The sequence below is a fragment of the Pseudomonas sp. JDS28PS106 genome (assembly GCF_036706555.1).
In the GTDB taxonomy this organism is placed as follows: Bacteria; Pseudomonadota; Gammaproteobacteria; order Pseudomonadales; family Pseudomonadaceae; genus Aquipseudomonas.
On sequence record NZ_JBAJGT010000004.1, the window covers coordinates 118,373 to 143,099 of the forward strand.

Below are 24,727 nucleotides of genomic sequence, written 5' to 3' on the forward strand. Positions count from 1 at the left end.
TCCATGAGCGTGAGTACCTCGCAACGTTTCGTTCACCGACTGGCGCCCTGGGCACTGCCCATACTGCTGCTGGTCATCTGGCAGCTGTCAGTCAGCGCGGGCTGGCTGTCGACCCGCATCCTTCCAGCGCCGAGCGCGGTCATTACCGCGGGCGTGCATCTGGTGGTCAGCGGTGAAATCTGGACTCACCTGGCAATCAGCGGCTGGCGCGCCGGCATCGGCTTCGCGATTGGCGGCGGTATCGGTCTGGCGCTGGGCTTCATCACTGGTCTGACGCGCTGGGGCGAGCGCCTGCTGGACAGCTCGGTGCAGATGATCCGCAACGTGCCGCACCTGGCGCTGATCCCGCTGGTGATCCTGTGGTTCGGCATCGACGAGACCGCCAAGATATTTCTCGTCGCCCTGGGCACGCTGTTCCCGATCTATCTCAACACCTACCACGGCATCCGCAACATCGATCCGGCGCTGGTGGAAATGTCGCGCAGCTACGGCCTGAGCGGGTTCAGCCTGTTCCGGCATGTGATCCTGCCGGGGGCGATGCCTTCGATTCTGGTCGGCGTGCGGTTTGCGCTGGGCTTCATGTGGCTGACGCTGATCGTGGCCGAAACCATCTCCGCAAGCTCGGGCATCGGGTATCTGGCGATGAACGCTCGCGAATTTCTGCAAACCGACATCGTCGTACTGGCAATCGTGCTGTACGCAGTGCTCGGCAAGCTCGCCGACCTGGCGGCGCGAGGCCTGGAGCGCGCCTGCCTGCGCTGGCATCCGGCTTATCAAGTCAAAACGGGCGGTGCCGCATGACGATCATGAAACAACAACCTCCGCATTTGTTGCGCGGCATTCCGCTGGCCGTACGTCAGCTGAAAAAAGCCTTCGGCAGCCGCACCGTACTCAAGGACATCGACCTGCACATCCCCGCAGGGCAATTCGTGGCCGTGGTCGGTCGCAGCGGTTGCGGCAAGAGTACCTTGCTGCGCCTGCTGGCCGGGCTGGACAAGCCCACCGAAGGGCAATTGCTGGCCGGCTCCGCGCCATTGGCCGATGCCCGCGAGGATACGCGGCTGATGTTTCAGGAAGCACGCCTGCTGCCGTGGAAAAAGATCATCGACAACGTTGGCCTCGGCCTGAGCGGCGACTGGCGCGGACAAGCGCTTGAGGCCCTGGAAGCGGTCGGCCTGGCCGAACGCGCCGATGAATGGCCCGCCGCCCTGTCCGGCGGTCAGAAGCAGCGTGTGGCACTGGCCCGCGCGCTGATTCACAAACCGCGCCTGCTGTTGCTCGATGAACCGCTGGGCGCGCTGGACGCCCTGACCCGCATCGAGATGCAGCAACTGATCGAAAACCTGTGGCGCAAGCACGGCTTTACTGTGCTGCTGGTCACTCATGACGTAAGCGAAGCTGTCGCCGTTGCCGACCGGGTCATCCTGATCGAGGAAGGTCGCATTGGCCTGGACCTGATCGTGGACCTGCCCAGACCTCGGGCGCGCGGCTCGCATCGCCTCGCGGCGCTGGAGACCGAAGTGCTCAACCGAGTGCTCTCGATCCCCGGAGCACCGCCCGAACCTGAACCCACTTCACCATTGCCCACGCAATTGCGCTGGGCCAATTAATCCCGAACCTCAAAAAGGAAGCCTTGCCATGACCATCAAAGCCATCAACGTACGCAACCAGTTCAAAGGCACCATCAAGGAAATCGTCCAGGGCGACGTGCTGTCGGAAATCGACGTACAGACCGCCTCGGGCATCGTGACTTCGGTCATCACCACCCGCTCGGTCAAGGAGCTGGAACTGGTGGTGGGCAGTGAAGTGATCGCCTTCGTGAAATCCACCGAAGTGTCGATCGCCAAGCTGTGATCGCAGGCGGCACAAGACCCCGGACGGTGAAAACCCTCCGGGGTTTTTTTGTCCGCGATCAACCGATCCGCTGGCGCCCAGGCAGGAAGGGTGGAAGGTAGAGACCGAGGTAAGCATCGAACACCCGCAAAGCTTCTTCGGCCATGCGCGGGGTGATTTCGCCATGCAGTTGGATCGACCGTGCGTACACCCTGTCGCCCAGTTCCATGGCCAGCGCGAACACATCAATGTCCTCAGGGAGCGCGGGAAGCTGGAAGTGGCGGTCGAAGACTTCCTGCATCAGGCGGCCCAGTTCGAGGTCGTGCTGACGGTCGGCCTGGTTGATTTCGGCCAGGCCGTGCTGCGCGAGGATTAGCTGACGCGCGGCGGCGTCGCCGTTGTAGATCTCCAGCATGCGCTGTTCGACCAGGCGGGAGAGGTCGCGCCAGTTGGCCAGTCGTTCATGTTCGATGGGCGCTTGCAGCGAGGCGCGAAAGGCTGCATGGATATCGGCGGTCAGGGCTTCAAGCAGGGCCGGCACGCTGGCGAAGAAGTGATAGACCGACGAGGGCGGGATGCCGGCACGTTCGGCCACGCTGTAGATGGACAGGCTCGCCACCCCTTCGACGGCCAGTAGCTCGCGCGCGGCGTCGAGGATCGAATCGACACGCGCCTGGCTGGCGGCGCGAAGTTTGCGGGGTGCGGCGGGGCGGGTCATCGGTAAGGCTCTTGGTGTGGGCGGGGGCAGGTGTAGAGGGAATGGTTTGGCGGATCGCCAGCAAGCTGGCTCCTACAAACTGAATGTGTAGGAGCCAGCTTGCTGGCGATTCAGGCCACGCGCACGAACCGATCAGACGGTATGCAGATACCAGTTGTACTCAAGGTCGGAAATGGAGTGTTCGAATTCCTCCAGTTCGCTCTCTTTGCACGCTACGAAGATATCGATGTATTTCGGATCGATGTACTTCGCCATGACTTCGCTGTCGTCCAGTTCGCGCAAGGCGTCGCGCAGGTTGTTCGGCAGGCTCTGTTCATGCTGCTCGTAGGAGTTGCCCTCGACCGGTGCGCCAGGCTCGATCTTGTTGGTCAGGCCGTGATGCACGCCCGCCAGGACCGAGGCCATCAGCAGGTACGGGTTGGCATCGGCGCCGGCGACGCGGTGTTCGATGCGTACGGCATCGGCCGAGCCGGTCGGTACGCGCAGCGCGACCGTGCGGTTGTCCAGGCCCCAGGTCGGCGAATTGGGTACGTAGAACTGGGCACCGAAGCGGCGGTACGAGTTGACGTTCGGGCACAGGAACGCCATCTGTGCCGGCAGGGTCTCGAGCACACCGCCGATCGCATGACGTAATGCGGCGTTCTGCTCGGGATCCTCGCTGGTGAAAATGTTCTTGCCATCGCGGTCCAGGATCGAGATGTGCACATGCAGCCCGTTGCCTGCCTGGCCTGGGTAAGGCTTGGCCATGAAGGTGGTGTCCATCTCATGGTCGTAGGCGATGTTCTTGATCAGGCGCTTGAGCAGCACAGCGTAATCGCATGCCTTGAGCGGATCGGCGACGTGGTGCAGGTTGACTTCGAACTGGGCCGGGGCGCTTTCCTTGACGATCGCGTCGGCGGGAATGCCTTGCTCCTTGGCGCCTTCGAGGATGTCCTGTAGACAATCGACGTACTCGTCGAGGTCATCGATCAGGTAGACCTGGGTCGAGTGCGGGCGCTTGCCGGAGATTGGGGAGCGGGGCGGTTGCGGACGACCGTTCACGTTCTCCTGGTCGATCAGGTAGAACTCCAGCTCGAATGCCGCGCAGATGGTCAGACCCATCTCGTCGAACTTGGCGACGACCTGGCGCAGCACTTCGCGCGGGTCGGCGAAGAACGGGTCGCCTTCGAGTTCGTGCATGGTCATGAGCAGTTGCGCGGTAGGGCGCTTCTGCCAGGGTTCGTTGCTCAGGGTGCCGGGGATCGGATAGCAGATGCGGTCGGCATCGCCGATGTCCAGGCCCAGGCCGGTGCTTTCCACCGTCGAACCGTTGATATCCAGGGCAAACAGGGAGGCAGGCAGGTTGATGCCTTTCTCGTAAACCTTGTGGAGGCTGGTGCGTTCGATGCGCTTGCCGCGCACCACACCATTCATATCTGCAATCAGAAGGTCAACGTACAGAACCTCAGGATGTTCCTTAAGGAACGCGTTCGCTTCGTTGAGCTGAACGGCACGCGGGGGTACCGACATGATGCAACACCTTTGTTGTTAAAAATATCAATCATCGAGTATTACGGGTTTCAGTCAATCCGAAAGCCAGGATGAAGTCAATAGAGCCAAAGGCCGCCCCAAATTAGCCCTGTGCGGCTGTTTTTGCTGCCATTTGGGGCGGGCTTTTCTGGCGATTCCCTTTGCTATCCGCAAGCCTTGGCGGCCTGTTCGGGCTCCTCACTGGAAAGTTGTATAAAAAAATGAACAAGGCTAAGCTCGATTGCGACCCATAGAGCAACAAAACCGGGGGTTCGATGCCTTTTCCTGTCATGAATGACGCGTATCCACGCCGTGTGCGCAACGGTCATCATGTCTGTCACATTAGCGTCCATAATGACCTGCCGCTGTACGTCACGACGTCCGGATCACCTTACCACCCATGATTTCAAACATGCAGGTGCCACCTTACCGCGTATTCGCGCCTGCCGAAACGAGTTGTACAGCATGACGCCGACGCGTCTATAACGCCTGATCCCGATCAGGACACGACAAACCCTGAGGTATTTATGAGTACCAACCTCGACCAGCTCACCGATTGGTTGAAAGAACACAAGATCACCGAAGTCGAATGCATGATGTCCGACCTGACCGGGATCACTCGCGGCAAGATCTCGCCGACCAACAAGTTCATCGCTGAAAAGGGCATGCGTCTGCCCGAGAGCGTGCTGTTGCAGACGGTGACCGGCGACTACGTGGAAGACGACATCTACTACGATCTGCTCGACCCCGCCGACATCGACATGATCTGCCGCCCCGACCAGAACGCGGTGTATCTGGTGCCCTGGGCCATCGAGCCGACCGCGCAGGTGATTCACGACACCTACGACAAGCAAGGCAACCCCATCGAGCTGTCGCCGCGCAACGTGCTCAAGAAAGTCCTCAAGCTGTATGCCGATCAAGGCTGGCAGCCTATCGTCGCGCCGGAGATGGAGTTCTACCTGACCAAGCGCAGCGACGACCCCGATTATCCGCTGCAGCCTCCGGTCGGTCGCTCGGGACGTCCCGAAACGGGTCGCCAGTCTTTCTCCATCGAAGCGGCCAACGAATTCGATCCGCTGTTCGAGGACGTCTACGACTGGTGCGAACTGCAGAATCTGGATCTCGATACCCTGATTCATGAAGACGGCACGGCGCAGATGGAAATCAACTTCCGTCACGGTGATGCGCTGTCACTGGCCGACCAGATCGTGGTGTTCAAGCGCACCATGCGCGAAGCCGCGCTCAAGCACGATGTGGCGGCGACCTTCATGGCCAAGCCGATGACCGGCGAGCCGGGCAGTGCCATGCACCTGCACCAGAGCATCATCGACATCGGGACCGGCAAGAACATCTTTTCCAACCCCGACGGCACCATGAGCCAGCTGTTCCTGCATCACGTCGGCGGCCTGCAGAAGTTCATCCCGGAATTGTTGCCGCTGTTCGCGCCCAACGTGAACTCCTTCCGCCGCTTCCTGCCAGACACGTCCGCGCCGGTGAACGTCGAGTGGGGTGAAGAGAACCGCACGGTCGGCCTGCGCGTGCCTGACGCGGTGCCGCAGAACCGTCGAGTGGAGAACCGTCTGCCGGGTGCCGACGCCAACCCTTATCTGGCCATCGCCGCCAGCCTGCTGTGCGGGTTCATCGGCATGGTCGAAGGCATCAACCCCAGCGCGCCGGTGGTGGGCCGCGGCTACGAGCGCCGCAACCTGCGCCTGCCGCTGACCATCGAAGACGCGCTGGAGCGTCTGGAAAACAGCAAGACCATCGAAAAATACCTGGGCAAGAAATTCATCGTCGGCTATGTCGCGGTCAAGCGCGCCGAGCACGAGAACTTCAAGCGCGTGATCAGTTCGTGGGAGCGCGAGTTTCTGCTGTTCTCCGTCTGATCCATGGAGGCTGCCGCCGGGCACAGGTCCGGCGGCCTGGCCGGACCGCGCCCGATCGAACATCGCTCAACGATTCAGGAGTGCCGCATGAGTGCAAACAACCCGCAAACCCTTCATTGGCAGACCTTGAGCAGCGAGCATCATCTTGCTCCGTTCAGCGACTACAAACAGCTCAAGGAAAAAGGGCCGCGGATTATCACGCGTTCCGAGGGTGTGTACCTGTGGGACAGCGAAGGACACCGGATCCTCGATGGCATGTCCGGTCTGTGGTGCGTTGCCGTGGGTTATGGCCGCCATGAACTGGCCGAGGCCGCGAGCCGCCAGATGCGCGAGCTGCCTTATTACAACCTGTTCTTCCAGACGGCACACCCGCCGGCGCTGGAACTCGCCAAGGCTTTATCGGAAATCACCCCGCCGGGCATGAGCCATGTGTTTTTCACCGGCTCAGGCTCGGAAGGCAATGACACCATGCTGCGCATGGTCCGGCATTACTGGGCATTGAAGGGCCAGCCGAACAAGAAAACCATCATCAGCCGGGTCAATGGCTACCATGGTTCCACGGTCGCCGGGGCAAGTCTGGGCGGCATGACTTATATGCACGAACAGGGCGATCTGCCGATTCCGGGCATCGTCCACATCCCCCAGCCTTACTGGTACGGCGAAGGCGGTGACATGTCGCCCGATGAGTTCGGCGTGTGGGCGGCCGAGCAGCTCGAGAAGAAGATCCTCGAACTGGGCGTCGACAACGTGGGCGCGTTCATAGCCGAGCCGATCCAGGGCGCCGGCGGCGTAATCGTGCCGCCGGACAGCTACTGGCCCAAGATCAAGGAGATCCTGGCGCGTTACGACATCCTGTTCGTGGCCGATGAGGTGATCTGCGGTTTCGGTCGCACCGGTGAGTGGTTCGGTAGCGATTTCTACGACCTCAAGCCGCACATGATGACCATTGCCAAGGGCCTGACCTCCGGATACGTGCCCATGGGTGGTCTGGTGGTGCGCGACGAGATTGTCGCGGTGCTCAACGAAGGCGGCGATTTCAACCACGGTTTCACGTATTCCGGGCATCCCGTGGCCGCGGCGGTGGCGCTGGAAAACATACGTATCCTGCGCGAAGAAAAGATCGTCGAACGGGTCGGGTCGCAAACGGCACCATACTTGCAAAAGCGTTTGCGGGAGCTGAACGACCATCCGCTGGTGGGCGAAGTGCGTGGCGTGGGCCTTCTGGGCGCCATCGAACTGGTGAAGGACAAGACGACTCGCGAGCGTTATGCCGGCCGGGGCGCGGGCATGATCTGTCGAACCTTCTGCTTCGAGAACGGCCTGATCATGCGTGCGGTTGGCGATACTATGATCATTGCACCGCCGTTGATCATCAGCTTTGCCGAGATCGACGAATTGGTGGAAAAGGCCCGCAAGTGTCTGGACTTGACCCTGGCGGCGTTGCAGGAGCCTGTTCGCGACATGTAGGAGCGGCTTTAGCCGCGATAGCGATTGCGAAATGCGCCGGGCCTGCGGTGGATGGTGTTGATGCGAAAACCTAACGGTCAGTGATAAAAACATTGGAGCTGTTTGCATGAAAAAATTTGGCAAGACCCTTCTCGCCGTCTCCCTCATGGGCGTTGTGGCAGCAGCTGCACAGGCCGATGACAAAGTACTGCACGTGTACAACTGGTCCGACTACATCGCACCGGACACCATCGCCAAGTTCGAAAAAGAGTCGGGCATCAAGGTCGTCTACGACGTGTTCGACAGCAACGAAACGCTCGAAGCCAAGCTGCTGGCCGGCAAGTCCGGTTACGACATCGTGGTGCCGTCCAACAACTTCCTCGCCAAGCAGATCAAGGCCGGCGTCTATCAGGAACTGGACAGGTCCAAGCTGCCGAACTGGAAAAACCTGAACGAGTCGCTGCTCAAAGCCGTTTCCGTCAGCGACCCGGGCAACCAGCACGCCTTCCCGTACATGTGGGGCTCGATCGGTATCGGCTACAACCCCGAGAAGGTCAAGGCTGCGTTCGGCGGCGATGCGCCGGTCAATTCCTGGGACCTGCTGTTCAAGCCAGAGAATGCCGCCAAGCTGAAATCCTGCGGCGTGAGCTTCCTGGATTCGCCGACCGAAATGCTGCCGATCGCGCTGCATTACCTGGGCTACCCGACCGACTCCCAGGACAAGAAGCAACTGGCCGAAGCCGAAGCGCTGTTCATGAAGATCCGTCCTTCGATCGGCTACTTCCACTCGTCCAAGTACATCTCGGACCTGGCCAACGGCAACATCTGCGTCGCGGTCGGCTACTCGGGTGACATCTACCAGGCCAAGTCCCGCGCCGAAGAAGCCGGCGGCAAGGTCAAGGTGAGCTACAACATTCCGAAAGAAGGCGCAGGCAGCTTCTACGACATGGTCGCCATCCCCAAGGATGCCGAGAACGTCGAAGGTGCATACAAATTCATGACCTTCCTGATGAAGCCTGAAATCATGGCCGAAATCACCGACGCCGTGCGCTTCCCGAACGGCAACGCGGCCGCCACGCCGCTGGTCAGCAAGGACATCACCAGCGATCCGGGCGTTTACCCGCCTGAGGATGTACAGGCCAAACTGTATGCCATCGCGGATCTGCCGGCCGCTACCCAGCGCCTGATGACTCGCAGCTGGACCAAGATCAAATCGGGTAAATAAATCTGTCATAAAAGCTGTGGATGCTGCGTAGCCCGGGCTGCGCAGCCTTCAACAGACAGGAATGTTGTCGAAAACTTTGCTGGATGGATCTTTAGAAGGTAAGTTGCGCGCCGGTTTCCGTTGTCCGGATGCGCTCCGGCTTCCAGGCTCCCCCTGTTAAAAGGACCCACTCTTTGTCTATTTCAACTTTCTCCAAAGCCCTGCTGGTCGGTGCCGGGTTGACGCTTGCAGTCAGCGCCCAGGCCGAATCCACCGTGCACATCTACAACTGGTCCGATTACATCGGCAAAACCACGCTGGCTGATTTCGAAAGCGCGACCGGCATCAAGCCGATGTACGACGTTTTCGACTCCAACGAAACCCTGGAAGCCAAATTGCTGGCCGGCCGGACCGGTTACGACGTGGTCGTGCCGTCCAACCATTTCCTGGGCAAGCAGATCAAGGCCGGCGCTTTCCAGAAGCTCGACAAGTCGCTGCTGCCCAACTACAAGAACCTCGACCCGGCGCTGCTCAAGCGTCTGGAAAAGAACGATCCGGGCAACCAGTACGCCGTGCCGTATCTGTGGGGCACCAACGGAATTGGCTACAACGTCGAGAAGGTCAAGGCCGCGCTGGGCGTCGACAAGATCGATTCCTGGTCGGTGCTGTTCGAGCCGGAGAACATCAAGAAGCTCTCCAGCTGCGGCGTAGCCTTCCTCGACTCGGCTGACGAAATGCTGCCAGCCGTGCTCAATTACATGGGCCTGGACCCCAACAGCACCAAGGAAGCCGACTACAAGAAGGCCGAAGAGAAGCTGCTGGCGATTCGTCCCTACGTGACCTATTTCCACTCGTCCAAGTACATCACCGACCTGGCCAACGGCGACATCTGCGTCGCGGCCGGCTTCTCGGGCGATGTCTTCCAGGCCAAGGCGCGCGCCGAAGAAGCCGGGAAGGGCGTGAACATCGCCTACAGCATCCCGAAAGAGGGCGGCAACCTGTGGTTCGACATGCTGGCCATTCCGGCGGACTCGAAGAACGTCAAGGCCGCCAGCGCGTACATCAACTACATGCTCGACCCCAAGGTGATCGCCCAGGTCAGCGATGAAGTCGGCTACGCCAACGCCAACCCTGCATCCGGGGAATTCATGGATCAGGACATCCGCACCGACGAAGCGGTCTACCCGCCGCAGGAAGTGCAGGACCGGCTATATGTAAACAGTGAGTTGCCACCCAAGGTGCAACGCTTGATGACCCGCAGCTGGACCAAGGTCAAGTCGGGCAAATAAAAAATCAGCGCCCGGTCGTGCAGGCCGGGCTGCACTTGTGTTGGGAGTTTCACCCATGGCAGTTGCCTCCGGCGCCTACAAGAAAGCCCTCGAAGGCGGTCAGCAACCTAAGCAGGTTCTGGTCAAGATCGACCGGGTCACGAAAAAATTCGATGAAACGGTTGCCGTGGACGATGTGTCCCTGCAAATCAACAAGGGCGAAATCTTCGCCCTGTTGGGCGGTTCGGGTTCTGGCAAATCCACGTTGCTGCGCATGCTGGCCGGTTTCGAGCGTCCGACCGAGGGCCGGATTTTCCTCGACGGCGTCGATATCACCGACATGCCGCCGTACGATCGTCCGATCAACATGATGTTCCAGTCCTACGCGCTATTTCCGCACATGACCGTGGCGGACAACATCGCGTTCGGCCTCAAGCAGGACAAGCTGCCCAAGGACGAGATCGATGCCCGCGTGGCCGAGATGCTCAAGCTGGTGCAGATGACCCAGTACGCCAAGCGCAAGCCGCACCAGTTGTCCGGCGGACAACGTCAGCGTGTGGCCCTGGCCCGTTCGCTGGCGAAGAAGCCCAAGCTGTTGCTCCTTGACGAGCCCATGGGCGCGCTGGACAAGAAGCTACGCTCGCAGATGCAGCTGGAGCTGGTGGAAATCATCGAGCGGGTCGGCGTGACCTGCGTGATGGTGACCCACGACCAGGAAGAGGCCATGACCATGGCCGAACGCATCGCGATCATGCACCTGGGCTGGATCGCCCAGATCGGCAGCCCGATCGATATCTACGAAACCCCGACCAGCCGGCTGGTCTGCGAGTTCATCGGCAGCGTCAACCTGTTCGAAGGCGAAGTGATCGAGGACATGGAAGGCCATGCGCTGATCCAGAGTCCCGAACTCGAACGCCATATCTACGTCGGCCACGGCGTGAGCACGTCCGTCGAAGACAAGCACATCACCTACGCGCTGCGTCCGGAAAAACTGCTGATCACCACCGAACAGCCATCTTTCGAATACAACTGGTCGCGCGGCAAAGTGCATGACATCGCCTACCTCGGCGGTCATTCGGTGTTCCACGTGGCATTGCCCGGCGGCAAGATGGTGCAGTCGTTCGTCGCCAACGCCGAACGCCAGGGCACGCGTCCGACCTGGGGCGACGAAGTCTACGTGTGGTGGGAAGACGACAGCGGCGTGGTACTGCGCTCATGAAGATTCGCAAGGTCAAACGCGCGCTCAAGCGGATCGCTCCCAATGGCCGGCAAGTGGTCATTGGCGTTCCGTTTCTCTGGCTGTTCCTGTTCTTCGCCCTGCCGTTCCTGATCGTGGTCAAGATCAGCTTCGCCGAAGCTGACGTGGCGATCCCGCCGTACACCGAGATCTTCAGCTACGCGGAAGAGAAGTTGCAGGTCATCCTGAACCTCGCCAACTACACCCTGCTCAGCGGCGACGATCTGTATATCTCGGCGTATCTCGGCTCGCTGAAAATGGCGTTTGTCAGCACCCTACTGTGCCTCCTGATCGGCTACCCGATGGCCTATGGCATCGCCAACGCCCGCAAGGACGTGCAGACCGTCCTGCTATTGCTGATCATGATGCCGACCTGGACCGCGATCCTGATCCGCGTCTACGCCTGGATGGGCATTCTCAGCAACAACGGGCTGCTCAATGCGTTCCTGATGTGGCTGGGGCTGATCGACGAGCCGTTGCAGATCCTCAACACCAACCTGGCGGTGTACATCGGCGTGGTCTATTCCTACCTGCCGTTCATGATCCTGCCGCTCTATGCCAACCTGGTGAAGCACGACCACAGCCTGCTCGAAGCCGCGTCCGACCTGGGATCGAGCACCTTCAACAGCTTCTGGAAGATCACCGTGCCGCTGTCCAAGAACGGGATCATCGCCGGCTGCATGCTGGTATTCATCCCGGTGGTGGGCGAGTTCGTGATTCCTGAACTGCTCGGCGGTCCGGAAACCCTGATGATCGGCCGCGTGTTGTGGCAGGAATTCTTCAACAACCGCGACTGGCCGGTGGCGTCCGCCCTGGCGGTCATCATGCTGCTGGTGCTGATCGTGCCCATCATCCTGTTCAACCGCAGCCAGGCCAAAGAACTGGAGGGCAAGGCATGAAGGGCTTTCGATTCTCGAACCTGATGCTGGTCCTCGGACTGGTATTCATCTACGCGCCGATGGTCATTCTGGTCATCTACTCGTTCAACGCCTCGCAACTGGTCACGGTATGGGGCGGCTGGTCGGTGAAGTGGTACGTGGGCCTGCTGGACAACACCCAGTTGATGGGCTCGGTGATGCGCTCGCTGGAAATCGCCTGCTACACGGCGATTGCGGCTGTCGCGCTGGGCACCATGGCGGCCTTCGTGCTGACCCGGATCACGCGCTTCAAGGGCCGTACCTTCTTTGGCGGTCTGGTGACCGCGCCGCTGGTCATGCCGGAAGTGATCACCGGTCTGTCGCTGTTGCTGCTGTTCGTGGCAATGGCGCAGTTGATCGGCTGGCCTCAGGAGCGCGGCATCGTCACCATCTGGATCGCGCACACGACTTTCTGCGCGGCCTACGTGGCGGTGGTGGTCTCGGCGCGTCTGCGTGAGCTGGACATGTCCATCGAAGAGGCGGCCATGGATCTGGGTGCGCGGCCCTGGAAGGTGTTCTTCCAGATCACCATCCCGATGATCGCGCCTTCCCTGGCGGCGGGCGGCATGATGTCGTTCGCGCTGTCGCTGGACGACCTGGTGCTGGCGAGCTTCGTATCGGGCCCTGGCTCGACCACGCTGCCGATGGAAGTGTTCTCGGCCGTGCGTCTGGGTGTGAAGCCGGAAATCAACGCTGTTGCGAGCCTGATCCTCTTGGCGGTATCGCTGGCGACCTTCCTGGTCTGGTACTACACCCGCAGCGCGGAAGAGCGCCGCAAGCGCGCGATTCAGCAGGCCATCGAAGAAGCCGCCGCGGATTCCTGGAAACAGCCGGAGCCGCGTCGGGCCGCGTGACGTTATCGCCAGCAAGCTGGCTCCTACACCGTCTCTGTAGGAGCCAGCTTGCTGGCGATTCGTCTCGCTGGCTGTAGGCGTATCACAAGATACACCGCGTCGCTTCCGTCGCGAGCAAGCTCCCTCCCACAATCGATACGCGAACCGTGGGAGGGAGCTTGCTCGCGACAGGGTCGATACGGTCTATCGGACAGATCGCGTTTCTACCGTGCCGGAACCAGCCTCAAAACCCCCTCCGTATGCGCTGCCACATCTTCGTCCGTAAATCGTTGCGGCACATACTCTCCTTTCACGAACCTCTCTGCCTGATCCGCATAATGCCGGTCGAACGGCACGCCGCTCTGGCCGACCGGGTTAATGCCCAGGCTATGCGCAGGGTCGGCGAAGTCGATCAGGCGGCGGGTCGAAGGGCCGTAGTTCACCGGCCACGGTGCTCGTCGGGTTTCCGAAGACAAGTTGTTCGGCACCTCATGGGTGCCGGGCGCGGCGAAGGGGCCTACGTTCAATATCAGGTCCAGCGGTTTCTGCGAACCCAGCGGATGCGCGTGCGTCAGAGTATGGGCCTTGCCCCAGGTCCACTGCTCGGGATCTTCGCCGTACAGCGACGTCAGGCGCGCCAGGCTGTTCTGCCAGGCAGCCTTTACGATGTCGGCACGTGTTTCCACGGCCGCAGTCGCGCGATTGTCCCACCAGGGCGACTGTGCATCGGCGGCGATCCGGGGCACGGCCGAATCCAGCACTCGGGTCGAGAGCAGGGTGCCGAACATCCCGTCGCCCAGTTCATCGTGAAACGCCTTTTCCACCACATCGAACAGCAACTGGTTGAACAGTGTCGCCGCCACTGACTCGACCGGATAATCGCCGTCCCACGTCGCCAGCTTTTCGACCAGCGCCTGCTCCTTCGGGTTGCCCGCGGCGGCGCGAAGGTCGGGCAGCAGCGAGCGAAGGATGCCCGGTGCATAGTCGGTGCGGGTGCCGAGCTGAAGTTTTGCGCTGGACTCCAGATCCCACTTGACCTGTGGACCGCTCAACTGGCGATTCAACTGCTGTCCGCGTTCGGCGGGATTGTAGTAACCGGGAATCTCCATGCCGGTGGGAGACAGCGGCTGGAAATTGGCCGAGACGATATAACCGCGCGCGGGGTTCTCTTCCTGAGGGTTGGCGCTGAAAGGGTAGAAACCCTGTTTGTCGGCCTGCGTGCTGCCGTCCAGCAGGAAGGCAGAATTCACGCCCGCCGGGCGCACCGGCAGTTGCGCCGCGGCCCACCATCCGATGTCGCCCGCCGCGTTGGCCCAGACGATATTCAGGCCCGGCGACTGGATCTTCTCGGCGGCGTTGCGCATCTTCTCCAGCGTGTCGGCCCGATTGGCTTCATAGAAACCGTCCAGAACCGGGTTTTCCGACACCAAAAACGACCACCACATGGCGATCGGGGCCTGCCCGGCCAGTTTGCCCATGACGTCGTTGACGATCGGGCCGTGGGGCGACTGGCGCAGGGTGATGGTCACCGGTGGCTGGCCTTTTACGGCGATCTGCTGCTCGGTGCTGGTCATCTCGACCCATTGCCCGTGGTACCACACCTGATTCGGATTCTGCGGGTGGGTCTTCTCGACGACGAGATCCACGTCGTCGTTCTGGAACATGGTCAGGCTCCAGCCGAAGTCGAGGTTGTGGCCGAGAAAGGCAAACGGGTTGAGCGCCTGATGATGGCCGTACAGCTCGAACCCCGGCGCTGAGAGCTGCGCCTCGTACCACACTGAGGGCACGGAGAAGCGGATATGCGGATCGCCCGCCAGCAATGGCTTGCCGCTGCGGGTCCGACTGCCGGAAACCGCCCAGGCATTGCTGCCTTCGAACTGCGGCAGGCCAGCGTCCTGCAGGGCGCCCAGGCTCAGTTGCGCCAGCTGGTCGAGGCTTTTCCAGTCGCCTGCGGTCAATGCGGGCTTCGAATCCAGCATGCCTTGCGGATGCCAGTCGAGATCGAACACCTTCAGGTATCCGGCGCCCAGCTGATCGCGAACGTAGGTCAGCAGAGGTTCGGTGCGAAAGGCGGCTGCGAAACTGTAGGCCAGATAGCCGCCCACGCTCACGGTGTCTTCAGCGGTAAAGGGACGTTTCGGGATACCCAGCGCATCGAACTCCATCGGTCGGGGATGGCTGTCCTGATACTGATTGATCCCATCCAGATAGGCCTGCAACGCTTGCCAGGTCGGGGTGTTCGGGTCCTGGCGGGCGACGTAGGCCGCCGCATGCTCGCGAATACGCAGGCTGCGAAACAGCTTGTCGGTGTCGATCAGGCGTGGCCCCAGGACCTCGGCCAGTTCGCCCCGGGACAGTCTGCGCAGCATCTCCATCTGGAACAGCCGGTCCTGCGCGTGCACATAGCCCAGGGCGCGATACATGTCGGCCTGATTGCCCGCCTTGATATGCGGCACGCCGCGCTCGTCGTAGCGCACGCTGACCGGCGCCTGCAGGTGATCGAGGGCAATCTCGCCGTCGCGTTGCGGCTGCTTGCCGCGCACGTACCAGATGCCGCCGACGACCAGTGCGACGATCGACAGGAGGAGAAGAATCAGGACGATCTTGAAGCTGCGCTTCATCGGGCTTCCTTGTGATAAAGGCGTTTGCAAAGGTCTGGCAGGCTACAGACTCAGGGCTTGGCCGGGTAGTCGGGCGTCATTGTGCGCCGGGTGTCACAGTCCTGGCTGTCAGACGGTTCAGTTTGAAAAGACGTAACTTGCCATGTCTGGTTTAACAGCCGAAGATCGGTGCACAACTGTGCACCGCCTTTGCCGATCTGGATGCCCGATGTCTGCGACTTTCGAACCCGATGAATTACGTTCCAGTCTTGCGCCTCTGAATGCCAGGGCTCCCCTTGTCGCGCATGCCCAGGCCTACCAGCGTTTCTATGGCCTGGCTCCCGGAGCTGACGAGTCTCCGATCCAGTGCTGGCTGGGACGGCTGGACGTAGGCGGTTATGAAATCGTCGGTCAGGTGTGGCTACCTGAAAACCCGGTGGCGACGATGTTCGTTTTCCACGGCTTCTACGACCACATGGGGCTGTATCGACATGTGATCGACTGGGCGCTGGCCCAGGGTTTCGCGGTCATTTCCTGCGACCTGCCGGGTCACGGCCTGTCGAGCGGCAGCCGGGCCAGCATCGACGACTTCGCCGAATACCAGAGCGTGCTGGAGCGGCTGATGCTCGAAGCCGAAACCCTCGGGCTACCGCATCCCTGGCATTTGTGCGGGCAAAGCACCGGCGGGGCGATCGTGATCGATCATTTGCTGCATCACGGCGTGGACAGTCCGGCACAAGGTCAGGCCGTGCTGCTGTCACCGCTGGTGCGCCCGCGCGCCTGGGGCTGGTCGCGGCTGAGCTATTACGCGCTCAAGCCGTTCGTGAAAGGAATCGCCCGGCGCTTCACGGAAAACACCACAGTGCCGGAATTCCTGCCGTTCCTGCTGGCCGACCCTTTGCAACCGCGTCGCCTGCCGACGGCCTGGGTAGGTGCGCTGGCTCAGTGGATCGTGCGCATCGAGCGGGCGCCCGCCTGCGCGCGCAGCCCGCTGATCATCCAGGGTGATGCCGACATGACCGTCGACTGGCTGCACAACCTGACGATTCTGAAAGCCAAATTCAGCGAGCCGCGGATTCTGATGCTCGATCAGGCCCGTCATCATCTGGCGAACGAGTCACCCGAGCTGCGGGCCTGCTACTTCAAGTTTCTCTCAGAGCGCCTGCGCTAGTCAGGACTGTCCGACTTTGCATTCAAGGCTTTCAGCTTTCGCCGCAGGCAGAAGTTGTCGACAGTCAGGGCTGTCATCGTGAGCAACCCCAAGATCGCGAAGCTGTCTTCTCCCAGGCCCTGCCAGAAAAGCGAAGCAAGGAAGGCGAACGCCAGGGCCGTGGCAAGCAGCGCTAAAGAGTCTTTCATACCATTGCGAGCCTGTGGCGATAATGGGCGCGTCCCGGGACGTCGGCACGGTAGATACCTGGGTATGAACTCAAATACTTTGAAAGCCAGTCAGGTTTCAGATTGTATTTTTCGGCTGTGAACAGCACGTCTCCTAGCGACGTTCCGTTCGCCAGGGTCCGACCGGTTGCCACGGCAATACTGCCGATGACGGCGCCAGCGTAATAAGCTGCTGAAACTGCACCGATGACAGCAAGCGCTTCCAGCTTTGTAGCCGCGCCGATAATTTCTCGCAGCGTTACGCTCGGCCCAAGCTTCTCAATGATCCCGAGAATCGTTGACGCAGTGCTTACTGCCGCCGTAAGGCTGCCGAAGAGGGACTCCGGCGCCGGTAGGTTTAGAGCATCCATGTTTTCTTTGAAATACTTGTAAAAATCAGACATTTTTCATCCTTGGAAAAAGCCGTGACGAGAATCGTCTAGCGAAGTACGTTCATGACGGAAATCCGGCTCCGCCTTGATCGGACAGAATACAGAATCGAGTTGTCAGTTGGACAGGGCGGAAGCGTTCTGGCCGACCGCAAGCCCGGCGCGGATCGCCGCTAGGGCTGCCTGGTAATACGCCTGGCCTTCGGCGGATTCGGCAAACGTGGAAAACTCTTCCAGTTCAGGGTCCGACAGCTCGCGATAGACGTATAGCAGCGTGTTGTTCAGGTCCGCGCTGATCTGGGCCATCAGCCGCTCACGCTGACCTTCGAGCATGCCCTGCGCCTGCCCGCCGCCCAGCAGGCCGGGAATCATCTGACTGAGACTGTCGGCCGCGACGCCCGCGATCGCCAGACTGACCTCGGCGCCGGCCTGCTTGGCGGGCAGGGCCTGGGACAGATGACCGATCAGCAGTTGGCGGGTGGCGTCGGCTTCGATGATCGGCAGGCCCTGGGCATGCTTGGCCAACTGGTCGGGACGCGTAGCGGTGAGTTCGGCCTTGACGATCTTGCGGCCCAGCGGCGACTGGAAAAACTGCAACGCCGGCGCAGGGTCCTTGAGGCTTTCCCGCAGGCGTCGTTCGGCGCGCTGATCCATCGCCTGCGGCGAGAAACGCTGGTTGCTGTTGTTGACCAGCGCCTGATAGACCGCCGGAGGCAGGTTGTCTTTATAGCGTTGCTGGGCGGCTTTGACCGCCTCGCTGAAATGCGCCCGTTGTTCCGGCCAGCCGGCCGCCTTGTAGAGCGAATCGTAGCTGTCTGCCCAGACAGGCACGGCACACAACATCAACAGCACAACAAACAAACGACGCATTCGGGACTCCTGTCGGCAGGCCGCTATTCTCGGGGTGTGAACGGGGCTTTGTCGAGTTATGACTGCCCCTGCCGAATGAAAACTCATGCGCACCACAATGCTGTATCCGGGCCTCTGTCGGAGCGCGGGGCTTATGGATACTATGCACGCCATGCACATACCCTCCGATCACCCGCTGCTGCTCCGCATCGTCGACGACCTGGCCGTTCAGGGCTGGTCGCGGCAGGATATTTTCCTGCCCGAAAATCTGACCCGTGAACTGGCGCTGGAGTGCCGCAAACGTGCGGCCGAAGGTGAACTGGAACCGGCTGGGATCGGGCGTGGCGCGGCGCAGGAAATTCGTGAGGGCATTCGCGGCGATCGTATCCAGTGGATCGAGCCGGGGCAGGCCGGATGCTGCGACGACTATCTGGCAATCATGGACAGCCTGCGCCAGGCGCTCAATCGCGGATTGTTCCTGGGGCTCGAAGACTACGAAAGCCATTTCGCCCTGTATCCGCCCGGCGCGTTCTACCTGCGTCACGTGGACCGCTTCCGCGATGACGACAAGCGCATGGTCTCGGCGGTGCTTTATCTCAACGACGCCTGGCTGCCGGAGCACGGCGGCCAGCTGCGCATGTACCTCAAGGACGAAGGCGCCTGCGACGTGCAGCCGGTTGGGGGTTGTCTGGTGGTGTTTCTGTCCGGCGAAGTCCCGCACGAAGTGCTGCCGGCGACGCGGGATCGCCTGTCGTTGACCGGGTGGTTCAGGCGGCGGGGGAATGAGTTGTTTGCATAAGAGATGGCTGCCGCTGCGCGTCAGGTCGCGAGCAAGCTCCCTCCCACCTGGCTGCATTCCAGATGTGGAATGTGCCTGCCTGACGGGCTTTCGTCGCCGGCAAAACGGATCGCCAGCAAGCTGGCTCCTACGGCCCAATCTGTAGGAGCCAGCTTGCTGGCGATAAAAAAGGAGACCCGAAGGTCTCCTTTTTTTGTGCCTGATCAGGAATCAGAACAGAACGCGGCAACGGATGGTGCCTTTGATCTGTTGCAGCTTGGCCTGCGCCAGGTCGGAGTACTCGGCGTCGACGTCGATGACCACGTAGCCGACTTTCTCGTTGGTCTGCAGGAACTGACCGGAGATGTTGATGCCGTTTTCCGCGAACACCTTGTTGATTTCGCTGAGCACGCCGGGAATGTTTTCGTGGATGTGCAGCAGGCGGTGCTTGCCGGGGTGAGCAGGCAGCGCTACTTCCGGGAAGTTGACCGACGATACCGAAGTACCGTTGTCGCTGTACTTGACCAGCTTCTCGGCGACTTCCAGACCGATGTTCGCCTGAGCCTCGGCGGTGGAGCCACCGATGTGCGGGGTCAGGATCACGTTGTCCAGGCCACGCAGCGGGCTTTCGAAAATGTCGTCGTTGGAACGTGGCTCGACCGGGAATACGTCGATGGCCGCGCCGATCAGGTGCTTGTCCTTGATCGCATTGGCCAGGGCGTCCAGCTCCACCACGGTGCCACGCGCGGCGTTGATCAGGATGCCGCCCTTCTTCATGGCGCGGATTTCCTTCTCGCCAATCATCCACTGGGTTTCAGCGGTTTCCGGAACGTGCAGGGTGACGATGTCGGACATGCCCAGCAGCTCGGTGAGGCTGGCGACCTGAACGGCGTTGCCCAGCGGCAGCTTGGTCAGGGTGTCGTAGAAATAGACCTGCATGCCCAGGCCTTCGGCCAGCACCGACAGCTGGGTGCCGATCGAGCCGTAGCCGATGATGCCCAGCTTCTTGCCGCGAATCTCGAACGAGTTGGCCGCGCTCTTGATCCAGCCGCCGCGGTGGCAGGAGGCGTTCTTCTCGGGGATGCCGCGCAGCAGCAGGATGGCTTCGGCCAGTACCAGCTCAGCCACGGAACGGGTGTTGGAGTACGGGGCGTTGAACACCGCGATGCCGCGCTCGCGCGCTGCGTTCAGGTCGACCTGGTTGGTGCCGATGCAGAAGCAACCCACCGCAACCAGTTTCTTCGCGCAGTCGAACAGCTCTTCGGTCAGCTGGGTACGGGAGCGAATACCGATGAAGTGAGCGTCGGCGATCTTTTCCTTCAGCTCGGCTTCCGGCAACGACTTGGTGTGGTACTCGATGCTGGTGTAGCCGGCGGCCTTGAGGACGTCGACAGCGGATTGGTGGACGCCTTCGAGAAGAAGGAACTTGATCTTGCTCTTGTCGAGGGAAGTCTTGCTCATCTGCGTAACCTGTATCCCGGAGAAAATGGCAGGGGCCGGATCGGCCATCAGGCTCGATTCGCGGGGGTCGTATGCTAGCATAAGGACCCCGCGAAACCTCAGTCCTGAACGTGAACCGTTCTCAGGATGCCCATGAATGGTTCGAGAGTTGAGTCGATGAACGTTTCTGTTTTGATTGACACGCTGAAGGCCCTGATTGACCCCTGCAAGGTGTTGACCGACACCGACTCCCTCGAAGTCTATGGCAAGGACTGGACGAAGCAATTCGCGCCGGCACCGTCCGCCATCGTTTTCCCGCGAACCACCGAGCATGTGCAGGCCATCGTGTGCTGGGCCAACGAGCATCGCGTCGCGCTGGTGCCTTCGGGCGGGCGCACCGGGCTTTCTGCGGCGGCCGTTGCAGCCAATGGCGAAGTGGTGGTGTCGTTCGACCAAATGAATCAGGTGCTGGACGTCAACCTGACCGACCGCACCGTGGTCTGCCAGCCGGGTGTCATTACCCGCCAGTTGCAGACACTGGCCGAGGAAAAAGGGCTGTATTACCCGGTGGACTTCGCGTCTTCAGGCTCCAGCCAGATCGGCGGCAACATCGGCACCAACGCCGGCGGGATCAAGGTCATTCGGTACGGCATGACCCGCAATTGGGTAGCCGGGCTCAAGGTCGTCACCGGCAAGGGCGACGTGCTGGAGCTGAACAAAGACCTGATCAAGAACGCGACCGGCTACGACATGCGCCAGCTGTTCATCGGTTCGGAAGGCACGCTGGGTTTCGTGGTCGAAGCCACCATGCGCCTGGACCGCGCGCCGCGCAATCTGACCGCCATGGTGCTGGGCACCAGCGACTTCAACTCGATCATGCCGGTGCTGCATGCTTTCCACGGCAAGATCGACCTGACGGCCTTCGAATTCTTCTCGGACAAGTCATTTGCGAAGGTGATGAGCCGTGGCGACGTGCCTTCGCCCTTCGATACCCCATGTCCGTTCTATGTCCTGCTGGAATTCGAAGCGGCCACGCCCGAGCTGGCGGATGACGCGCTGACCATCTTCGAACACTGCGTGGAGCAGGGTTGGGTGCTGGACGGCGTCATGAGCCAGAGCGAGCAGCAGTTGCGCAACCTCTGGAAGCTGCGCGAGTACATCTCCGAAACCATTTCCCACTTTACGCCGTACAAGAACGACGTCTCGGTCACCGTTTCCCGGGTACCGGAGTTCCTGGCCGAAATCGATGCCATCGTCAGCGAGCATTACCCGGACTTCGAAGTGCTCTGGTACGGGCACATCGGCGATGGCAACCTGCACTTGAACATCCTCAAGCCACAGGATCTGGACAAGGACGAGTTCTTCGTCAAATGCGCCAGGGTCAACAAGTGGGTGTTCGAGACGGTCGAGAAGTACAACGGCTCGATTTCCGCCGAGCACGGCGTGGGGATGACCAAGCGTGACTACCTGACGTACAGTCGTTCGCCGGTGGAAATCGAATACATGAAAGCCCTGAAGTCGGTGTTCGATCCCAACGAGATCATGAATCCAGGCAAGATTTTCCCGCTCTGATCTTTAGCCAATAAAACCAAGCACACTTAAAAGACCCAGGAGACGTCATGAGCTACCAGCACAAATATGCCGATGGAACGAGCATCCACTTCCCGCTGGGTAAAGTGGTGTGCATCGGCCGCAACTACGCCGAGCACGCCAAGGAGCTTGGAAATCCGGTCCCGACCGAGCCGCTGATTTTCATGAAGCCTGGCAGCTGCGTGGTGCCGCTGGAAGACAGCTTCAGCATCCCGACCGATCGCGGCTCGGTGCATTACGAGGCCGAGATCGTGGTGCTGATCGGCAAACCGCTGAGCAAGAACCCGTCGGCCGAAGAAGTGGTCGACGCCATCAGCGGCTTCGCGCCGGGCCTGGATCTGACGCTGCGTGATGTGCAATCCCGGCTGCGCGAGAAAGGCCTGCCCTGGGAACTGGCCAAGTGCTTCGACGGGGCTGCGGTCATCGCGCCTTTCCTTGCGGCCGGGACCTATCCTGATCTCACCGATATCGGCATTCGCCTGACGATCAACGACAAGGTCGTTCAGGACGGCAACAGCAGCCTGATGCTCAACCCGATCGTGCCGATGGTCCAGCACATGGCGGCCAACTTCTCGCTGCAAGCGGGCGACATCATCATGACCGGCACCCCGGCCGGCGTCGGCCCTTTCGAGCCGGGCGATCGCATTGTGCTGGAGCTGACCGGTCACAGCCGCTACGAAAGCGTCGTGCGCTAAGAAAAGTCCGGCCTGCTTTGCCGAACCGTCTGACACTACCGTCAGGCGGTTTTTCGTTTTTCCCTACCTGTTCCGATGAATTGTCGTTTTTTTCACAAACGATCTGGATAATCCTGCCGGCTCCATCTGGAGCGGTCGTTGTGGTGACGTCAATCTGCTTGGAACGATTCAATGGCTACTGCTTCCTCACTCCCGCCTTTCCCCCGGTCCTGGCTTGTCCGGATTCGCCCGTTTCGTCGGTATATCTGGATGGCGCTGGTTCTTTGCATGGCCTACGGCCTGGCTTTCGCCATGCATTGGGACGACCGCGCACTGCTGTGGCTGCGTGAGTCCTGGCAAAGCAAAGCCGAGCGTCATGCCAGTGTCTGGCTGCCCGATTACCAAGTGGATATCGACGCGAAGATTCTGCCGGGCATGGAAAAGGACGAAGCTTCCGACCTTGCCTACAACCCGGTCAGCAAAACCCTGTTCGCGGTCATGGGCAGAAACCCGTTCCTTGTCGAGCTGAGCCTCGAAGGCGATGTACTGCGCAAGATTCCCCTTGAAGGCTGGGCCAATCCCGAGGGCGTGGCGGTGCTGGAGGACGATCTGATCGCGATCACCGACGAGCGCAAGCATTTGCTGACCATTTCGAAAGTGACGGCGGACACCACCCGCCTCGATATCGCCGACGCGACTCAGTATGACCTGGGTCGCTCGGACAATCAGAACAAAGGATTCGAAGGTGTCGTCTGGGATCAGGCAAGGCACCAGTTGCTGCTGGGCGAAGAGCGACCCGCGGCGATCTTCACCTGGCGAGCCGACGGCAGCGAGATTCTCAAAGGCGAGAAGCGCAACGTTTCAAGCGATGCGCTGGACGTGCGCAATCTGTCGTCGCTGAGCATCGATCCGCGTACCGACCATACGCTGGTGCTGTCAGCCGATTCCCACCTGCTGCTGGAGCTGGACCGGAACGGCCGGCAAGTCAGCTTCATGACCCTGCTGGGGGGGATGAACGGGCTCAAGAGCACGATCCCTCGCGCCGAAGGCGTGGCTCTGGATGAAGACGGCACTATCTACATGGTCAGCGAGCCGAACCTGTTCTATTCGTTTCGCAAACATTGAGGGTCGAGAGGGTGTAAACACCCTCTAAGGCATAACGCCATTAAGCTTGGCTTCATCTAGCCTTGCTATTTGTACGGGCCTGTCAATGGAGTGAGCCCCCCTCAATGCGTCGCCTCAACCGTTATTCGCTCGTCATCCTCGTCCTGGCCGTCGTGGTTGCGCTGCTGTTCGTCGTCGACCGCCGCTTCCGCTTCGCCGACCAGGCGGCGTTCAAATGGCAAATGCTCTGGCAAGCCGACTCGGTGGACTCGCTGCGACTGGACCAGTATCGGGTGGAAGTCGAAGGGCAAGTCATTCAGGGTCTTGAGGACGATGTCTCGGCGCTCAGTTACGACCCGGACCGCAAAAGCCTGTTCACGGTGACCAACCAGCGAAACGAAATCGTCGAGCTGAGCCTGGACGGCCGGATTCTGCGGCGGATTCCGCTGACCGGTTTCGGCGATTCGGAAGCCATCGAGTACATCAGCCCAGGCGTTTATGTGATTAGCGACGAGCGCCGCCAGCGCCTGATCAAGGTCCAGGTCGATGACACGACCCGGACGCTGGATGCGGCCAATGCCGAGCAACTCACCCTGGCGCTCGGCTCAGGCGGCAACAAGGGGTTTGAAGGGCTCGCTTACGATACTCGGGACAAGCGCCTGTTCATCGCCAAGGAGCGCGAGCCGGTGCAGATTCTCGAAGTGCGCGGCTTCCCGCGTAATGGCGGCGATGCCCCGGACGTGGTTGAGGTGACATCGGACGAGAAGCGCAACGCTCGTCTGTTCGTCCGCGACCTGTCCAGCCTGCAATTCGACGAACGCAGCGGCCATTTGCTGGCCCTGTCCGACGAGTCCCGGCAGATCGTGGAACTCGACACCAAAGGGCATCCCGTTGGCAGCGCGTCATTGACCTCCGGCAACCTGGGCCTGAAGAAAACCGTGCCCCAGGCCGAAGGCATCGCGATGGACGATCAGGGCACCCTGTATCTGGTCAGCGAGCCGAACCTGTTTTATGTGTTTCGCAAGCCGGAAAAATAGAACGCCCGGCGGTAGATCCCGTGATGGCCGTCGCGACC

23 protein-coding genes are annotated in these 24,727 nt (G+C 60.8%); 16 read left to right on the plus strand and 7 right to left on the minus strand.

Annotated elements, in window-relative coordinates:
- Positions 1-3: 3 nt before the first annotated feature.
- The 3 genes from ssuC to TRP66_RS07880 are packed head-to-tail and all read left to right on the plus strand — an operon-like array spanning position 4 to position 1,854.
- Entirely contained in the window at positions 4-801 is a 798-nt protein-coding gene (ssuC, locus tag TRP66_RS07870; protein ID WP_442965184.1) for an aliphatic sulfonate ABC transporter permease SsuC, read from the plus strand.
- Complete coding sequence (ssuB, locus tag TRP66_RS07875; RefSeq protein WP_333400938.1) at positions 798-1,610, plus strand: aliphatic sulfonates ABC transporter ATP-binding protein; 813 nt, start codon at positions 798-800, stop codon at positions 1,608-1,610. Before ssuC ends, ssuB begins: the two co-directional genes overlap by 4 nt.
- 28 nt (positions 1,611-1,638) lie before the next feature.
- On the plus strand, positions 1,639-1,854 hold the full coding sequence (locus TRP66_RS07880) for a TOBE domain-containing protein (protein WP_333400939.1): 216 nt from the start codon (positions 1,639-1,641) through the stop codon (positions 1,852-1,854).
- Positions 1,855-1,912: 58 nt separating this feature from the next.
- On the opposite strand, the gene TRP66_RS07885 is transcribed toward TRP66_RS07880, so the two are convergent.
- The gene (locus TRP66_RS07885; RefSeq protein WP_333400940.1) at positions 1,913-2,551 is read right to left on the minus strand and encodes a TetR/AcrR family transcriptional regulator; all 639 of its coding nucleotides are present in this window, start codon (positions 2,549-2,551) and stop codon (positions 1,913-1,915) included.
- Positions 2,552-2,683: 132 nt separating this feature from the next.
- Positions 2,684-4,060 (minus strand): glutamine synthetase family protein, encoded by a 1,377-nt coding sequence (locus TRP66_RS07890; RefSeq protein ID WP_333400941.1) that lies wholly within the window; start codon positions 4,058-4,060, stop codon positions 2,684-2,686.
- A 527-nt stretch (positions 4,061-4,587) separates the two neighbouring features.
- Between TRP66_RS07890 and TRP66_RS07895 the strand changes: the two genes are divergently transcribed.
- The 7 genes from TRP66_RS07895 (at position 4,588) to TRP66_RS07925 (ending at position 12,872) form a co-directional block, all read left to right on the plus strand.
- Positions 4,588-5,946 carry a glutamine synthetase family protein gene (locus TRP66_RS07895; RefSeq protein ID WP_333400942.1) on the plus strand — a complete coding sequence of 453 codons (1,359 nt, stop codon included), beginning with the start codon at positions 4,588-4,590 and terminating at the stop codon, positions 5,944-5,946.
- A gap of 87 nt (positions 5,947-6,033) precedes the next feature.
- Positions 6,034-7,413: an aspartate aminotransferase family protein gene (locus TRP66_RS07900; RefSeq protein ID WP_333400943.1), complete on the plus strand. Its 1,380-nt coding sequence runs from the start codon at positions 6,034-6,036 to the stop codon at positions 7,411-7,413.
- Positions 7,414-7,519: 106 nt separating this feature from the next.
- Positions 7,520-8,617: a polyamine ABC transporter substrate-binding protein gene (locus TRP66_RS07905; RefSeq protein WP_333400944.1), complete on the plus strand. Its 1,098-nt coding sequence runs from the start codon at positions 7,520-7,522 to the stop codon at positions 8,615-8,617.
- A gap of 173 nt (positions 8,618-8,790) precedes the next feature.
- Positions 8,791-9,885 (plus strand): polyamine ABC transporter substrate-binding protein, encoded by a 1,095-nt coding sequence (locus TRP66_RS07910; protein ID WP_333400946.1) that lies wholly within the window; start codon positions 8,791-8,793, stop codon positions 9,883-9,885.
- 55 nt (positions 9,886-9,940) lie between these two features.
- The gene (potA, locus tag TRP66_RS07915) at positions 9,941-11,083 is read left to right on the plus strand and encodes a polyamine ABC transporter ATP-binding protein (protein ID WP_333400948.1); all 1,143 of its coding nucleotides are present in this window, start codon (positions 9,941-9,943) and stop codon (positions 11,081-11,083) included.
- A complete protein-coding gene (locus TRP66_RS07920; protein ID WP_333400949.1) occupies positions 11,080-12,000 on the plus strand; it encodes an ABC transporter permease subunit in 921 nt (306 codons plus the stop codon). The genes potA and TRP66_RS07920 overlap by 4 nt, the downstream gene beginning before the upstream one ends.
- Positions 11,997-12,872, plus strand: a complete 876-nt coding sequence (locus tag TRP66_RS07925; RefSeq protein ID WP_333400950.1) for an ABC transporter permease subunit — start codon at positions 11,997-11,999, stop codon at positions 12,870-12,872. The genes TRP66_RS07920 and TRP66_RS07925 overlap by 4 nt, the downstream gene beginning before the upstream one ends.
- 203 nt (positions 12,873-13,075) lie before the next feature.
- Here the strand turns inward: TRP66_RS07925 and TRP66_RS07930 are convergent, their stop codons facing one another.
- A complete protein-coding gene (locus tag TRP66_RS07930; protein WP_333400952.1) occupies positions 13,076-15,472 on the minus strand; it encodes a penicillin acylase family protein in 2,397 nt (798 codons plus the stop codon).
- A 208-nt stretch (positions 15,473-15,680) separates the two neighbouring features.
- On the opposite strand from TRP66_RS07930, the gene TRP66_RS07935 reads away from it, so the two are divergent.
- A complete protein-coding gene (locus TRP66_RS07935; RefSeq protein ID WP_333400953.1) occupies positions 15,681-16,622 on the plus strand; it encodes an alpha/beta hydrolase in 942 nt (313 codons plus the stop codon).
- On the opposite strand, the gene TRP66_RS07940 is transcribed toward TRP66_RS07935, so the two are convergent.
- The 3 genes from TRP66_RS07940 to TRP66_RS07950 form a co-directional block, all read right to left on the minus strand.
- Positions 16,619-16,810, minus strand: a complete 192-nt coding sequence (locus TRP66_RS07940; RefSeq protein ID WP_333400954.1) for a hypothetical protein — start codon at positions 16,808-16,810, stop codon at positions 16,619-16,621. The two genes, TRP66_RS07935 and TRP66_RS07940, sit on opposite strands and share 4 nt — an antisense overlap.
- On the minus strand, positions 16,807-17,232 hold the full coding sequence (locus TRP66_RS07945; protein ID WP_333400955.1) for a hypothetical protein: 426 nt from the start codon (positions 17,230-17,232) through the stop codon (positions 16,807-16,809). The genes TRP66_RS07940 and TRP66_RS07945 overlap by 4 nt, the downstream gene beginning before the upstream one ends.
- Before the next feature lie 102 nt (positions 17,233-17,334).
- The gene (locus TRP66_RS07950) at positions 17,335-18,087 is read right to left on the minus strand and encodes a DUF2059 domain-containing protein (RefSeq protein ID WP_333400956.1); all 753 of its coding nucleotides are present in this window, start codon (positions 18,085-18,087) and stop codon (positions 17,335-17,337) included.
- Between the two features lie 142 nt (positions 18,088-18,229).
- On the opposite strand from TRP66_RS07950, the gene TRP66_RS07955 reads away from it, so the two are divergent.
- A complete protein-coding gene (locus tag TRP66_RS07955) occupies positions 18,230-18,865 on the plus strand; it encodes a 2OG-Fe(II) oxygenase (protein WP_333401331.1) in 636 nt (211 codons plus the stop codon).
- A gap of 210 nt (positions 18,866-19,075) precedes the next feature.
- Here the strand turns inward: TRP66_RS07955 and serA are convergent, their stop codons facing one another.
- Positions 19,076-20,305, minus strand: a complete 1,230-nt coding sequence (gene serA / locus TRP66_RS07960) for a phosphoglycerate dehydrogenase (protein WP_333400958.1) — start codon at positions 20,303-20,305, stop codon at positions 19,076-19,078.
- A gap of 156 nt (positions 20,306-20,461) precedes the next feature.
- Between serA and TRP66_RS07965 the strand changes: the two genes are divergently transcribed.
- The 4 genes from TRP66_RS07965 (at position 20,462) to TRP66_RS07980 (ending at position 24,689) form a co-directional block, all read left to right on the plus strand.
- Positions 20,462-21,856, plus strand: coding sequence for an FAD-binding oxidoreductase (locus tag TRP66_RS07965; RefSeq protein WP_333400959.1), 1,395 nt, complete (start codon positions 20,462-20,464; stop codon positions 21,854-21,856).
- A 47-nt stretch (positions 21,857-21,903) separates the two neighbouring features.
- Entirely contained in the window at positions 21,904-22,569 is a 666-nt protein-coding gene (locus TRP66_RS07970; protein ID WP_333400961.1) for a fumarylacetoacetate hydrolase family protein, read from the plus strand.
- A 171-nt stretch (positions 22,570-22,740) separates the two neighbouring features.
- Positions 22,741-23,673 carry an SdiA-regulated domain-containing protein gene (locus tag TRP66_RS07975; protein WP_333400962.1) on the plus strand — a complete coding sequence of 311 codons (933 nt, stop codon included), beginning with the start codon at positions 22,741-22,743 and terminating at the stop codon, positions 23,671-23,673.
- 104 nt (positions 23,674-23,777) lie between these two features.
- Entirely contained in the window at positions 23,778-24,689 is a 912-nt protein-coding gene (locus tag TRP66_RS07980) for an SdiA-regulated domain-containing protein (protein WP_333400963.1), read from the plus strand.
- Positions 24,690-24,727 lie beyond the last annotated feature (38 nt).